The 12951-nt window shown below is 62.4% G+C and carries 15 protein-coding genes; 6 read left to right on the plus strand and 9 right to left on the minus strand.

Going from position 1 to position 12951, the window contains the following annotated elements:
* Positions 1-14: 14 nt before the first annotated feature.
* From GJW30_RS16030 to gyrA, 6 genes are read right to left on the minus strand one after another with little or no spacing between them, the layout of a single operon-like run.
* Positions 15-470 carry a peptidylprolyl isomerase gene (locus GJW30_RS16030; RefSeq protein ID WP_096357085.1) on the minus strand — a complete coding sequence of 152 codons (456 nt, stop codon included), beginning with the start codon at positions 468-470 and terminating at the stop codon, positions 15-17.
* Between the two features lie 10 nt (positions 471-480).
* Complete coding sequence (locus tag GJW30_RS22740) at positions 481-945, minus strand: hypothetical protein (RefSeq protein WP_130364533.1); 465 nt, start codon at positions 943-945, stop codon at positions 481-483.
* A gap of 20 nt (positions 946-965) precedes the next feature.
* Positions 966-1511: a peptidylprolyl isomerase gene (locus GJW30_RS16040; RefSeq protein ID WP_096357089.1), complete on the minus strand. Its 546-nt coding sequence runs from the start codon at positions 1509-1511 to the stop codon at positions 966-968.
* Between the two features lie 9 nt (positions 1512-1520).
* Positions 1521-2018 carry a pantetheine-phosphate adenylyltransferase gene (coaD, locus tag GJW30_RS16045; RefSeq protein WP_096357091.1) on the minus strand — a complete coding sequence of 166 codons (498 nt, stop codon included), beginning with the start codon at positions 2016-2018 and terminating at the stop codon, positions 1521-1523.
* Between the two features lie 43 nt (positions 2019-2061).
* Positions 2062-2787 carry a 3-keto-5-aminohexanoate cleavage protein gene (locus GJW30_RS16050; protein ID WP_096357093.1) on the minus strand — a complete coding sequence of 242 codons (726 nt, stop codon included), beginning with the start codon at positions 2785-2787 and terminating at the stop codon, positions 2062-2064.
* Positions 2784-5543 (minus strand): DNA gyrase subunit A, encoded by a 2760-nt coding sequence (gene gyrA / locus GJW30_RS16055; RefSeq protein ID WP_096357095.1) that lies wholly within the window; start codon positions 5541-5543, stop codon positions 2784-2786. The genes GJW30_RS16050 and gyrA overlap by 4 nt, the downstream gene beginning before the upstream one ends.
* 343 nt (positions 5544-5886) lie before the next feature.
* Between gyrA and GJW30_RS16060 the strand changes: the two genes are divergently transcribed.
* The 3 genes from GJW30_RS16060 (at position 5887) to GJW30_RS16070 (ending at position 9247) form a co-directional block, all read left to right on the plus strand.
* Positions 5887-7470 carry an ABC transporter substrate-binding protein gene (locus GJW30_RS16060; RefSeq protein WP_096357097.1) on the plus strand — a complete coding sequence of 528 codons (1584 nt, stop codon included), beginning with the start codon at positions 5887-5889 and terminating at the stop codon, positions 7468-7470.
* 74 nt (positions 7471-7544) lie between these two features.
* Positions 7545-7982 carry an acyl-CoA thioesterase gene (locus GJW30_RS16065; RefSeq protein WP_096357100.1) on the plus strand — a complete coding sequence of 146 codons (438 nt, stop codon included), beginning with the start codon at positions 7545-7547 and terminating at the stop codon, positions 7980-7982.
* A gap of 2 nt (positions 7983-7984) precedes the next feature.
* The gene (locus tag GJW30_RS16070; protein ID WP_197703736.1) at positions 7985-9247 is read left to right on the plus strand and encodes an amidase; all 1263 of its coding nucleotides are present in this window, start codon (positions 7985-7987) and stop codon (positions 9245-9247) included.
* Here the strand turns inward: GJW30_RS16070 and GJW30_RS16075 are convergent.
* Together GJW30_RS16075 and GJW30_RS16080 are read right to left on the minus strand one after the other, a co-directional pair.
* On the minus strand, positions 9244-9711 hold the full coding sequence (locus GJW30_RS16075; protein ID WP_096357104.1) for a hypothetical protein: 468 nt from the start codon (positions 9709-9711) through the stop codon (positions 9244-9246). The genes GJW30_RS16070 and GJW30_RS16075 overlap by 4 nt on opposite strands.
* An 18-nt stretch (positions 9712-9729) precedes the next feature.
* Complete coding sequence (locus tag GJW30_RS16080; RefSeq protein ID WP_096357106.1) at positions 9730-10398, minus strand: glutathione S-transferase family protein; 669 nt, start codon at positions 10396-10398, stop codon at positions 9730-9732.
* Positions 10399-10565: 167 nt separating this feature from the next.
* Between GJW30_RS16080 and GJW30_RS16085 the strand changes: the two genes are divergently transcribed.
* Positions 10566-10964 (plus strand): DUF2306 domain-containing protein, encoded by a 399-nt coding sequence (locus tag GJW30_RS16085; RefSeq protein ID WP_096357108.1) that lies wholly within the window; start codon positions 10566-10568, stop codon positions 10962-10964.
* 286 nt (positions 10965-11250) lie between these two features.
* On the opposite strand, the gene GJW30_RS16090 is transcribed toward GJW30_RS16085, so the two are convergent.
* Positions 11251-11769 carry a single-stranded DNA-binding protein gene (locus tag GJW30_RS16090; protein WP_096357110.1) on the minus strand — a complete coding sequence of 173 codons (519 nt, stop codon included), beginning with the start codon at positions 11767-11769 and terminating at the stop codon, positions 11251-11253.
* 264 nt (positions 11770-12033) lie between these two features.
* On the opposite strand from GJW30_RS16090, the gene GJW30_RS16095 reads away from it, so the two are divergent.
* Positions 12034-12636: an HdeD family acid-resistance protein gene (locus GJW30_RS16095; protein ID WP_096357112.1), complete on the plus strand. Its 603-nt coding sequence runs from the start codon at positions 12034-12036 to the stop codon at positions 12634-12636.
* A 22-nt stretch (positions 12637-12658) separates the two neighbouring features.
* A complete protein-coding gene (locus GJW30_RS16100) occupies positions 12659-12949 on the plus strand; it encodes a putative quinol monooxygenase (RefSeq protein ID WP_197703737.1) in 291 nt (96 codons plus the stop codon).
* The last annotated feature ends 2 nt before the right edge of the window (positions 12950-12951 follow it).

A 12951-nucleotide genomic window follows, 5' to 3' on the forward strand; every position in this document is an offset into this window, starting at 1 on the left:
GCACCAAATGCCGATCAGGCGTCCGCCATGCGGGCCTTAATGATCTTGTCCGGGTTTTGCACCGGCTCGCCGCGCTTGATCTTGTCGACATTCTCCATGCCGGACGTGACCTTGCCCCACACGGTGTATTGCTTGTCGAGGAAGCTCGCGTCATCGAAGCAGATGAAGAACTGGCTGTTCGCCGAATCCGGGTTCTGCGAGCGAGCCATCGAGGTCGTCCCACGCACATGCGGCTCCGCGTTGAACTCGGCCTTGATGTTCGGATACTTCGAGCCGCCCATGCCGGTGCCGTTCGGGCAGCCGGTCTGTGCCATGAAGCCGTCGATCACGCGGTGGAACACGATGCCGTCGTAGAAGCCTTCGCCGACCAGCTTCTTAATGTGAGCGACATGGCCCGGTGCGAGGTCGGGACGCATTTCGATCGTCACGTCGCCCTTGGTGGTTTCGAGGATCAGTGTGTTCTCGCTCATAGGTCGTCCTTCAAATCTTCTGTGTGTTTCGTTCGTCGATGTAGCGAAATAGGAAAATTCGCCCCGCGTTCGCGCCACCCATGCCGGGCGTAAAGCGCAACGGGGCGCAACCCGCAAGCCCCTCGATCACGCTTTCCCGATACGCCTTACGGACCTCGGGCGAAGCCCACGCAGAGTAGTAGGTAAAACGCGGCTCGCCGAAAATCGTGCCATCCGCGCGGAAACTGAGCCGGACCGTCAGTTCCATTCCGGGCCGGAACAGTTGGCCGCTTGGTGGCTGCCAGCAGCCGCTGAGTTCTCGAAACATCTCCCGGAGAGTGTTGATCGGCAATCCGCTCCGCCGGTCGCCCGGCCGGATAGTCGGCAAGCAGCGCTGTCCCGGCGCAACCTGAGCGCAGCTATCACCGGGCGGATTTGCGTCCTGTGGTTGCGCAACGAGAGGCAGCGGGACGGCCGCCAGAATGACGATGAACAATGCGAGGGTCGATCCCCGCGTCACCGCCCGTCGCTCTGCACCGTCATTTTGGTGATCCGGTCGGGGTCACGCACAGGTTCGCCTGGCTTGAGCTTGTCGGCGACATCCATGCCGCCGATCACCCGGCCGACCACCGTGTAGTCGTTGTTGAGGTGCGGCGCGTCCGCATAGACGATGTAAAACTGGCTGTTCGCCGAGTCCGGGTTCATCGAGCGCGCCATTCCGACGACACCGCGTGTGAAGCGCTCCTTCGAAAACTCGGCCTTCAGATTCGGATACTTCGAGCCGCCGGTGCCGTCACCGCGCGTGCCGTCGCCGGTCTGCGCCATGAAGCCCGGGATCACGCGGTGAAACGGCACGTTGTTGTAGTAGCCCTCGCGCGCCAGCATTTTCAGCCGCTCGGCATGCTTCGGCGCAAGATCGGTGCGCAGCGCGATCAGAATGCGGCCCTTCGTCGTCTCCAGCACGAGCGTGTTCTGCGGGTCAGCTTGCGGCGCTTGCTGCGCTTGCGCTTGCCCAACCGATACGCTCGCAGCCAATGCGAGCACTGCCATCCAACGGGTCATCAGCGTTTCCTACTTCTTGAAGCGAGCGACGAGTTTCTTCGCGACCAGCGGCGGAACGAAGGCCTCGATATCGCCGCCCATCGCGGCAATCTGCCGGACCAGCGTGGCGGTTATCGGGCGCACCGCGGGTGACGCCGGCAGGAACACGGTCTGCACCTTCGGCGCCATCGTGCCGTTCATCCCGGCCATCTGCATCTCGTAATCGAAGTCGGTGGCGTCGCGCAGACCGCGGATGAGCAGCGTTGCCTTTTCCTTCTTCGCCGCCATGATCACAAGACCCGCGAAGGTGATCGCGCGGATCGTGCAGCCGGCCGCTTTCGCGATCGGCTTGCAGGTCGCCTGCAGCAGCTCGAGCCGTTCGTCGGCCGTGAAGATCGGAGTCTTGCCGGGATGCACGCCGATCGCGAGCACCAGCTCGTCGGCGAGCTGCGCCGCCTGGCGCACGACATCGAGATGTCCGTTGGTCACGGGGTCGAAAGACCCGGCATAGAGCGCGATGCGTTTCATGAATTGCGTCTACCCCGGCCGCCGACGCGCGGCAAGTTTTGCGCTAAACCTTCGGCCCCGATTTGCGGCGAATAGCCTCGGCGACGATCTCCGCATTCGACTTCGCCTCGCGGCCATCCGGCAGCAGCTTTCCGTCCTCGAAACCGACCCGGGTCGAGTAGCCGCGCGACAGCGCAAGGTCGGCGAGCGGCCATTTGGTCACGTTGAGGCCATGCAGCAGAACCGGCTTCGCCTCCATCGTCGGCAAGATCGCATCGAAGCCTGCTAGGTCCTCATCGGCATTCGCCTGCTCTTGCGACATGATCTCGATCAGATAGCGCAGCGCACCGCTCTCGACGCCGATCTCCATCGCGCGCTTGGCATCCGCCGCGACCCACATGCCAACTTCGATCGGCACGTTGCGGTCGCGCAGAATACGGACGACGCCTTCGCAATCGCCCTCGTTCATGTTGACGGAGGCGTAGTCCGGCAAAACCTGGATCGATTGCAGGTAATCGCGGCGGCGGAAATCGTCTTTCTCGATCCAGTGGCCGGTGCTGATGCCGACCAGCGTGCCGGGGCAGACCTTACGGACACCCGCAATCGTCGCATCCACCACATCGGGCTTCAACGTCTCGCGTCCGTCCGCATCGCGGATATGGATGTGGAGTTCGTTGGCTCCGGCTTTCACGGCCGCTGCCGCGTCTGCGATGATTTCATCCGGCGTGGTCGGGACGGCCGCGTTGAAGTCCTTCATGCGGCCGCCGTTGAGACACGCCTGGATGATCATTTCGCCGTCCCCTCGCCCTCGCCGGCTTCACCGATCTCTTCGCCGGCCTCGCCAACCTCGGAGATATGCTCCACCGAAACCACGTTCTCGTCGTCCGCCGTGTTGAACACAATGACGCCCTGCGTCGACCGGCCCGCGATGCGGATGCCGTTGATCGGGCAGCGGATGAGTTGCCCGCCGTCCGTCACCAGCATGATCTGATCGCTCTCCTCGACCGGGAACGACGCCACCAGCGGCCCGTTGCGCGGGTTCACCACCATCGCCGTGATGCCTTTGCCGCCGCGTCCCGTCGTCCGATATTCGTACGACGACGTACGCTTGCCGTAGCCGTTGACCGACACCGTGAGCACGAACTGCTCGGCCGCCGACAATTCGACGTAACGCTGTTCGCCAAGCTCAATCGCACGTGTCGCCTCTTCGCCGGCTTCGGGCGTCGTGTCGTCCTCGCCGCCGCGGCGCACTGCGCTGGCGCGCTTGAGATAGGCCGCGCGCTCGTCGGCGCTGACTTCGAGATGGCCGAGGATCGAGAGCGAGATCACCTTGTCGCCCTCAGCGAGCGAAACGCCGCGCACGCCCATCGACGTACGGCCTTGGAACACGCGCACTTCCGGCACCGCAAAGCGAATGCACTGACCCTGCGCGGTGGTCAGCAGCACGTCGTCATTCTCGGTGCACGTCTCGACGCCGACGATGCCTTCCCCATCATCGAGCTTCATCGCGATGATGCCGGAGCGGCGAACGTCGGCGAAGTCCGACAACTTGTTGCGGCGAACCGTGCCGCGCGTCGTCGCGAACATGACGTCGAGGTTCGCCCACGTGGACTCGTCCTCCGGCAACGGCATGATCGTCGTAATGCGCTCGTCTTGCTCGAGCGGCAAAATGTTGATCATCGCCTTGCCGCGCGCTTGTGGAGCGGCCAGCGGTAGACGCCAGACCTTCTGTTTGTAGACGCGGCCGAGCGACGAGAAGAACAGCACGGGCGTATGCGTCGACGCCACGAACACGCGGGTGACGAAATCCTCGTTGCGCGTGTCCATCGCGCTGCGGCCTTTGCCGCCGCGACGCTGCGCACGGTAGGTCGATTTTGGCACGCGCTTGACGTATCCGAGATGCGACACCGTCACGACCATGTCTTCGCGGTCGATCAGGTCTTCGTCTTCGATTTCGCCTTCCTGATCGAGGATGACGGTCCGCCGCGGCGTTGCGTAGTCGTTCTTGATCGAGGTCAGCTCGCTGCGCACGATGTCCTGAATGCGCACACGCGAACGCAGAATATCGAGATAGTCGGTAATCTCCGCCGCGAGCTTGTCGAGCTCCTCGGCAATTTCGTCACGACCGAGCGCGGTCAGGCGCTGCAGACGCAGATCGAGGATCGCGCGTGCCTGCTGCTCGGAAAGCCGATACGTTGCGGTTTCGCTGATGCGGTGGCGCGGATCGTCGATCAGCGTCAGCAAATCGCGGACGCTCTCGGCCGGCCAATCGCGGCCCATCAACGCTTCGCGCGCCGAATTCGGATCCGGTGCTGCCCGGATCATGCGGATAACTTCGTCGATATTGGCGACCGCGATCGCTAGGCCGACCAACACATGCGCGCGGTCGCGCGCCTTGTTGAGCAGGAACTTCGTACGCCGCGATACGACCTCTTCGCGGAACGCCACGAAGGCGCGCAGCATATCCTTCAGATTCAGTGTCAGCGGACGGCCGCCGTCGAGCGCGACCACGTTGGCGCCGAAGCTCGTCTGCAGTGCCGTGAAGCGATAAAGCTGATTCAGCACCACGTCCGGCATCGCATCGCGCTTGAGTTCGATCACAACGCGGTAGCCGTCACGATCGGACTCGTCGCGCAGCGCCGAGATGCCTTCGATCTTCTTCTCGCGCACCAGTTCGCCGATGCGCTCGACCATCGTGGCCTTATTCACCTGATACGGGATCTCGGAGATCACGATTGCTTCGCGGTCGCCGCGCAGCGTTTCGAAATCGACCTTGCCGCGCATCATGATCGAGCCGCGGCCGAGATGATAAGCCGCGCGAATGCCGGCGCGTCCCAGGATGATGCCGCCGGTCGGGAAGTCCGGACCCGGGATGATGTTCATCAGATCGTCGATGCCGAGCTCTGGATTATCCAGAAGCGCCAGACACCCGTCGATCGCTTCGCCGAGATTGTGCGGCGGGATATTCGTCGCCATGCCGACCGCGATGCCGCCGGCGCCATTGACGAGCAGGTTCGGGAATTTCGCCGGCAGAACCACCGGCTCCTTGAACTCGTTCGAATAGTTATCCTGAAAGTTGACCGTGTCCTTGTCGAGATCGTCGAGCAGATTCTGCGCGACCTTCTCGAGACGCACCTCGGTATAACGTTCGGCGGCCGGCGGGTCGCCGTCGATAGAGCCGAAGTTGCCCTGACCGTCGATCAAAGGCAGACGCATCGAAAAGTCTTGCGCCATGCGCACCATCGCGTCGTAAATCGCGAGGTTGCCGTGCGGGTGATACTTACCCATCACGTCGCCGGTGACGCGGGCCGATTTGACGTACTTCTTGTCGTGCGTGTGTCCGTTCTCGCTCATCGAGAAGAGGATGCGGCGATGCACCGGCTTGAGGCCGTCGCGCACGTCCGGAAGCGCGCGCGAAACGATCACGCTCATCGCGTAATCGAGGTACGAACGCTTTACTTCGTCGGTAATCGAGACCGGTTTGATATCGGTCGGGTCGGGCCGCTCGGACGAACCGTCCGGCGGGCTATTTTCATTGTCTGCCAAGCGCGAATCTCAAGGTCTGAATAGGTCGCCGTTTGTAGCAAATCGGCCCGGCGAAAGCCAATCGAAACGACTGTTTCTCAACGTCTTTTTCCGCCGATTTTTCAATAATTTACGGGAGAGCTTTGACTCTGCCGAAATGCCCTTCCGAACAACACCGAAAAGACCCGCCGACGTGACCCTGCTCCACCCCTTACGAACGCTCCAATTGCACAAGAAAGCGGCGCTCCTGGGCGAAATAGCGCCCGCGATCGCGTGAGACCTCCGAATTCCTCCCGATTACGCCCACAAGCCGCGTTGGCACCGAGGTTGCAACCACTACGCGCATCGTTTCCGGAGAAACTCTATGCGCCGCTTCCTTGCTGCTACTGCCCTTTTGGCCACGCTCGGCACCGCTCATGCCGAAGTCGTGGTCCGCTACGGGATATCGATGGCCGATATTCCTCAAACCACGGGCCAGCCGGATCGCGGCGCCGGGGCCTATCAGTTCACCGGCCACACCATCTACGACCCCCTGATCGCCTGGGAGATGGACGTCGCCGAGCGCCCCGGCAAACTCGTGCCGGGTCTCGCCACCGAATGGGCTGTCGACGACACCGACAAAACCAAGTGGCGGCTCAAGCTGCGCGAGGGCGTCAAATTCCACGACGGCTCGGCTTTCAATGCCGACGCAGTCGTCTGGAACTTCGACAAGGTGCTCGACGAAAAAGCCCCGCACTTCGACAAACGGCAAAGCGCGCAGGTCCGCACCCGCCTTCCCTCCGTGAAAAGCTGGCGCAAGATCGACGACATGACGGTCGAGATCACGACCAAAGAGATCGACTCGATCTTCCCATATCAGTTGCTCTGGTTCCTCGTCTCCAGCCCGACGCAATACGAAAAGCTCGGCAAGGATTGGGACAAGTTCGCCTATCAGCCGTCCGGCACCGGCCCGTTCAAGCTCGACAAGTTCGTCCCGCGTGAGCGCGCCGAACTCGTCAAGAACGGCGACTACTGGAACAAGAAGCGCATCCCCAAGGCAGATCGCATCATCCTGATCCCGATCTCCGAGGCGCTGAACCGCACCAACGCGCTCCTCGCCGGCTCCGTCGATCTCATCGAGACGCCGGCGCCCGACGCGGTGCCGCAGCTCAAGCGCGCCGGCATGAAGCTCGTCGAGAACGTCACGCCGCACGTTTGGAACTATCACCTCAGCGTGCTGCCCGGCTCGCCTTGGACCGATGTCCGCTTGCGCAAGGCGCTCAACCTCGCGATCGATCGTGACGGCGTCGTCGCGCTGATGAACGGCCTCGCCAAGCCCGCCAAGGGTCAGGTCGATCCGGCGAGCCCGTGGTTCGGCAAGCCGACCTTCGACATCAAGTACGATCCGAAGGCCGCCGAGAAGCTCGTCAACGAAGCCGGCTACTCGAAGCAGAAGCCGCTCAAGACCACCTTCGTCATCGCGACCGGCGGCACCGGTCAGATGCTCTCGCTGCCGATGAACGAATACATCCAGCAGAACCTCAAGGAGATCGGCATCGAGATCGATTTCAAGGTTGTCGAACTCGAGCAGCTCTACACGCACTGGCGCCGCGGCGCGAAGGACGAGATGAATGCTGGGCTGACGTCGAACAACATCGCGTATGTTACGTCCGATCCTCTCTACGCGATCATCCGCTTCTTCCATTCGGGACAAGCGGCGCCGGTCGGCGTTAACTGGGGCTTCTACGCGAACCCGAAAGTCGACGCCTTCATCGACGAAGCGAAGCGCACGTTCGATCCCGCAAAGCAGGACGAGCTGATGGCGAAAGCGCATGAACAGATCGTCGACGATGCCGCCCTCGTCTGGGTCGTGCACGACACCAACCCGCACGCGATGTCGCCGAAGGTGACGAAGTTCGTGCAGGCGCAACACTGGTTCCAGGACCTGACGACAATCGGCATGGATTGATCGCGTATCGATCGCGTACCTGCTGAGCGAACGGCGGCGTTGCATGCGCCGCCGTTTTGCTTTTGACATCGCGCATGAGTGAACGCATTCCGCCCGGGCGCCGCAGCGATTATCGCGCCTTCCAGACCATCACGACGCGATGGATGGACAATGACACCTACGGCCACGTCAACAACGCGGTCTACTTCTCCTACTTCGATACATCCGTCACGGCGTATCTGATCGCCAGCGGCTTCCTGAAACCGACCGACGGCAAAGTCGTCGGCCTCGTCGTCGAAACCGGCTGCCGCTATTTCGCATCGCTGTCGTTTCCAGACATCATCACGGGTGGGGTCCGCGTCGCCAAGCGCGGCACATCAAGCATACGCTACGAAGTCGGCCTCTTCCGCAACGACGAAGACACCGCATCCGCCGAAGGCCATTTCGTCCACGTCTACGTCGATCGCGCGACCAACCGCCCCGTGCCGTTGCCGCCCGACCTCGTCAACGCACTCGAACCGCTCCTCGTCTGATCATGGAACCGCACCGCCTCTCCGCGACCGAAGCCGCACTTTTGATTGCCGAGCAAAAGCTCACATCCGAGGCGCTGACCGCGTCGTGTCTCGAACGCATCGAGGCGCGCAACGCTGACGTCAAAGCCGTCGTTGCGTTCGATCGCGACAAAGCGCTCAGCGAGGCACGTAAGCGCGATCAAGCACCCGGCGGAATCCTCAACGGCATTCCGTTTCTCGCGAAAGACGTCATCGACACCGCCGACTACCCGACCGCTTACGGCTCGCCGATTTACACAAACCATCGGCCCGTCGCCGACGCATCGGTGATCGCGCAGATGCGCGAACGCGGCAGCGTATTGCTCGGCAAAGCCGCAACCGCCGAATTCGCGACGCGCCATCCGGCCGAGGCACGCAATCCGCTTCGTCTCACGCACACGCCGGGCGGTTCCTCCAGCGGCTCGGCGGCCGCCGTCGCCGACTTCATGGCGCCCTACGCGTTCGGCACGCAGACAACAGGCTCGATCATTCGCCCAGCGTCCTATTGCGGCATCGTCGGCTACAAGCCGAGCTTCGGCACTTTCAGCGTCGGCGGCGTGCGGCCCGTCAGTCCGGCGCAAGACACCGTCGGCCTGCTCGTGCGCTCGGTCTCCGATGCAGCGCTCGTCACTTTCGGCATCGCGGATCTCGCCGGCCGCGCGGAGAAACAGCCGATGCCGCGTTTCGCGGTCTGCCGCTCATCGCAGTGGGACCACGCGCACAAGGATTTGCGCGCCGACATCGAGGCGCTCGCCGGCAAACTCGGCAATCGCCGCGCGCCCGACGTGACGCTCGATGCGGACTTCGAACAGACGATCGAAGATCAGGAGCACATCTTCGCCTACGAGGTGAACGCAATTGCCGCGCACGAACGCGCGACCGCGCCGCATCTCATCAGCAAGGCACTCACCGAGCGCATGGCGCGCGGCGCCGCGATCGATCTCGCCGCGTTTCTCGATATGCAGAAGAACGCGCGCGCCGCACGGCAGCGCGTTGACACGCTGTTCGCGAACGCAGAAATCCTGATCTATCCGGCGACCGAAGGCGAAGCCGAGGAAGGCATCGCGTGGTCGGGCTCCGCGCGCTTCTGCGCGTTGTGGACGCTGATGCACATGCCTACGATTACGATACCGCTTGGGTTAGGCCCGACCGGAATGCCGTGGGGGGTGCAACTGATAGCGCGTTTCGGCGACGACATGCCGCTTCTCATAGCCGCCGAGAAGCTCGCGAAACTGATAGCGCGTTAGTCCGCCGAACAGCGGATCGCGCCGTTGAACTTCACCGGCTTCGTTTCGGAGGCTCCCTCCGGCAGATCATAAACCTCGGCGTTGTACTTGCCAGCGTAGGCGCCTTCAGTCTTCGATTTGAGCGTCGTCTCGATGACGATCTCGACATAACCGTGGCGCTTCTCGCCCTCGCGCTCGCGGTAAAGATGAAGCTTCAACTCTCGGCCGCTCAGCCACGAGTGAACGAGATGATCCTGCTCGTAGCTCAGCGTTTTGAGATCGTCCGCGATCTTCGGCAGCTTGATCTGGCTCTCGCCCTTGAAGTTCATGATGCGGCTGCCGACGCCGCGGCTCACCACACCGCTCACCTGAAACGTCAGCGATTTATCTTCGGCCTCGCAGTGCAGACTTCCGGTCGCGTAGGCTTGCGGCATTATCAGCATCATCGTGCCCGCAATGGCGCAAAGCAGTTTCTTCTTGTCCATTGGCCCCTCGTAAATCAATCACCGCATCAGTTCGTAAGGTCCGCCCTTCTCGATCGCCGTCTGATACGCCGGGCGAGCGTGAATACGCTTCAAGAACGCGTCGATTTTCGGACGCGCGCCGCCGGTGCCGCGCGCCGCCGCGGCTTCGAGCGGAAAGCTCATCTGGATATCGGCCGCCGTGAAGTCGTTGCCGGCGAACCATTCGGATTTGCCGAGTTCGCCTTCCCAATAATTCGCATGGTTCTTCAGTTGCGGCTCGATGAAGCCCGAAATCGCGCGCGCCATCGTCGCGTTGAGCAGCGGCCGGATCAGCGCCGGCGCTGCGCGCGGAATGCGCGACAGCACTAGCTTCATCAACAGCGGCGGCATCGCGGATCCCTCCGCGTAATGCATCCACATGCGGTAGCGCTCGCGTTCCGGGGTGCCAGCCGGCGGAATGAGACGGCCCTGCCCGAAACGCTCCACGATGTATTCGACGATCGCGCCTGACTCCGCGATGGCCGGTCCGCCGTCGTCGGTGATCACCGGCGACTTGCCGAGCGGATGCACAGCGCGCAGTTCCTTCGGCGCCAGCATGGTCTTCGGATCGCGCTGGTAGAATTTGATCTCGTACGGAACGCTCAATTCCTCGAGCAGCCAGAGGATGCGCTGCGAACGCGAATTGTTGAGATGGTGGACCGTGATCATGAGACTCCCCGTGCGGCGCGATGGTGGCAATGCGGCCCCACAACCGCAAGGCCTCTTGCGTTCCATCATAATGTAACGTACATTTACATATTCGATTCCGCAGCCATCTCGGAGCATCCGCCCTTTCGGCGTCCAAGCGCCCACAGGAGAAAGCCACGTCTGTCTCGATGTCGCTTCAACCGCTCCTTGCCGCCTCGCCGGCCATCCAGGCGCACGCCTTCGCCGCCATGAGCGCCTTCGTTCTCGGGGCCGTCCAATTGGCCGCGCCGAAAGGCACCCTGCCGCACCGGACGCTCGGCTGGATTTGGGCGGCGTTGATGCTCATCGTCGCCGTGTCGTCGTTCTGGATTCAGGAGATCCGGCTATTCGGCCCGTGGAGCCCGATCCACATTCTCTCGATCATTTCGCTGATCAGCCTGCCGGCCGGGCTGTGGTACGCGCATCGCCATAACGTGCGCGGCCACCGCATCACGATGATCTCGCTCTATGTCGGCGCGCTGATCATCGCCGGCATTTTCACCTTCATGCCGGGCCGCATCATGCATCGCGTCGTGTTTGGGGCATAGTCACTGGTTGTCATCGCGGCCGAGCAAACTATTGTCACACCACCCCCCGTGAGTGTCATCCCGGACGTCCGGCTTTAGCCGGACGAGCCGGGATCCATGTATCCCAGCGAACGCAATGGATACGTGGATCCCGGCTCGCGCTTGCCTGTTCCCAGCGCGCATTTTTGCGCGCCGCGAACGACTTCGCTTGGCCGGGATGACAGCCCGTTATGTTTGGGCAATTGCGGTTGAGCCGCGAGCATTAGAGCGAACGCGCCGTCGGACGGACGCTGGCGGTTGCCCTCGCTTAGAACGGAATCTCATCGTCCATATCGTCGCGACGGCCACCGCCGGCGCCGGCCATCGCGGGCTTGCGCGCACCGCCGCCACCGCTGCGCGGGCCGGACGAACCGAAGTCGACATTGTTCGAGCCGCTGTCGTAATCGCCACCGCCGAACGAGCCGCTGCTTTCGCCGCGTCCATCGAGCATCGTCAGCACCGAGTTGAAGCCCTGCAGCACGACCTCGGTCGAATAACGATCCTGGCCGGATTGATCCTGCCACTTCCGCGTCTGCAACGAGCCCTCGATGTAGAGCTTCGAGCCCTTCTTCACATACTGCTCGACCACCTTGCAGAGACCTTCGTTGAAGATCACCACGCGGTGCCATTCGGTTTTCTCGCGGCGCTCACCCGTCGCTTTGTCGCGCCAGTTTTCCGACGTCGCAATCCGAAGGTTTGCAATCGGGCGGCCATCCTGCGTGCGGCGGATTTCCGGGTCCGCGCCGAGGTTGCCGATCAAAATCACTTTGTTGACTGAACCTGCCATCTTGCCTCTCCAAGGGTTGGCCGCACCCTACTCTTTTCGATCCAGCGGCGCTTGCCGGAAGCGCAATATCCACAAGCTTCGCGCGCCGTTCTCCGACACCCGTGTCGGCTCTGCATCGGCCTCATCGTTCTATATTTGTTCTTATCATCCGGCCCGCAAGAGCGCAACTGCGAACGCCAGCCGAAATCAGCCAGGATATGGGTTGCAGAGTCGCCAAACACCACCGCTGATGTAGTCTGGTGCTCTCGCTGGGGAGATTCTGTCATGACAGACGCCACGTCGACCAAGCCACCGATCACTCCGGTCCGCCCGCCCCGCCTCCGCCTTCACGCTATCGCAAAGGTCTGGTGGCTGTTCCTCATTCGCGGCATCGCCAGCATCATCTTCGGCGTCCTCACCTTCATGTGGCCCGGCCTCAGCCTGCTGACGCTGGTGATCTTCTATGGTGCCTTCGTGCTGGTCGACGGCATCTTCGCTCTCATCGCCGCCGCGCAGGGCCGCGGCACCGAGGCGATGCCGACCTGGTGGCTTGTCCTCATCGGCCTCGCCGGCGTCATAGCGGGTGCCGGCACATTCTTCTATCCGGGTCTGACCGCGCTCCTGCTCGTCACCTTCATCGGCGTTTGGGCGATCGTTCGCGGCGTTTTCGAAATCGTCGGCGCGATTCAGATGCGCAAGGAAATCGACAACGAATGGTGGCTGGTCCTCTCCGGTATCGTCTCGGTGCTGTTCGGCCTCATCATTCTGATCGCGCCGGGCCCCGGCGCCATCGGCCTCGCCTGGGCGATCGGAGCCTTCTCGCTCGTCATCGGCGTTTCCCTGGTTGCGTTCTCGCTCCGTCTGCGTAAACACGCTGACCACGGATAAAAAACAAACCGGGAGAGAAACGGTGTCGCGTTATGTTGTGTGGGTCGAGTTCGACATCGATCCGGAAAAATTCGCTGCGTTCATGCCGCTGATGGAGACAAACGCCAAGGCGTCATTCAACGATGAGGTCGGCTGCCAGCAGTTCGACCTCCTGCGTCCGGCCGACAAGCCGAACGCCGTCGCGCTGTACGAGATCTACGACGACAAGGCGGCGTTCGACGTGCATCTCAAATCGCCGCACTTCCTGAAATTCGCCGAAGCGACGAAAGACATGATCGTCGCCCGCCGCATCAGCACGTTCCACCTCGACTGACG

This window comes from Variibacter gotjawalensis (genome assembly GCF_002355335.1).
Taxonomy (GTDB): Bacteria; Pseudomonadota; Alphaproteobacteria; order Rhizobiales; family Xanthobacteraceae; genus Variibacter; species Variibacter gotjawalensis.

Bases quoted from the DNA above. Each gene is read 5' to 3' on its own strand.
- GJW30_RS16030 (WP_096357085.1), bottom strand. From the start codon at position 470: ATGAGCGAGAACACACTGATCCTCGAAACCACCAAGGGCGACGTGACG.
- GJW30_RS16040 (WP_096357089.1), bottom strand. From the start codon at position 1,511: ATGACCCGTTGGATGGCAGTGCTCGCATTGGCTGCGAGCGTATCGGTT.
- coaD (WP_096357091.1), bottom strand. From the start codon at position 2,018: ATGAAACGCATCGCGCTCTATGCCGGGTCTTTCGACCCCGTGACCAAC.
- GJW30_RS16050 (WP_096357093.1), bottom strand. From the start codon at position 2,787: ATGATCATCCAGGCGTGTCTCAACGGCGGCCGCATGAAGGACTTCAAC.
- GJW30_RS16060 (WP_096357097.1), top strand. From the start codon at position 5,887: ATGCGCCGCTTCCTTGCTGCTACTGCCCTTTTGGCCACGCTCGGCACC.
- GJW30_RS16065 (WP_096357100.1), top strand. From the start codon at position 7,545: ATGAGTGAACGCATTCCGCCCGGGCGCCGCAGCGATTATCGCGCCTTC.
- GJW30_RS16070 (WP_197703736.1), top strand. From the start codon at position 7,985: ATGGAACCGCACCGCCTCTCCGCGACCGAAGCCGCACTTTTGATTGCC.
- GJW30_RS16075 (WP_096357104.1), bottom strand. From the start codon at position 9,711: ATGGACAAGAAGAAACTGCTTTGCGCCATTGCGGGCACGATGATGCTG.
- GJW30_RS16080 (WP_096357106.1), bottom strand. From the start codon at position 10,398: ATGATCACGGTCCACCATCTCAACAATTCGCGTTCGCAGCGCATCCTC.
- GJW30_RS16085 (WP_096357108.1), top strand. From the start codon at position 10,566: ATGTCGCTTCAACCGCTCCTTGCCGCCTCGCCGGCCATCCAGGCGCAC.
- GJW30_RS16090 (WP_096357110.1), bottom strand. From the start codon at position 11,769: ATGGCAGGTTCAGTCAACAAAGTGATTTTGATCGGCAACCTCGGCGCG.
- GJW30_RS16095 (WP_096357112.1), top strand. From the start codon at position 12,034: ATGACAGACGCCACGTCGACCAAGCCACCGATCACTCCGGTCCGCCCG.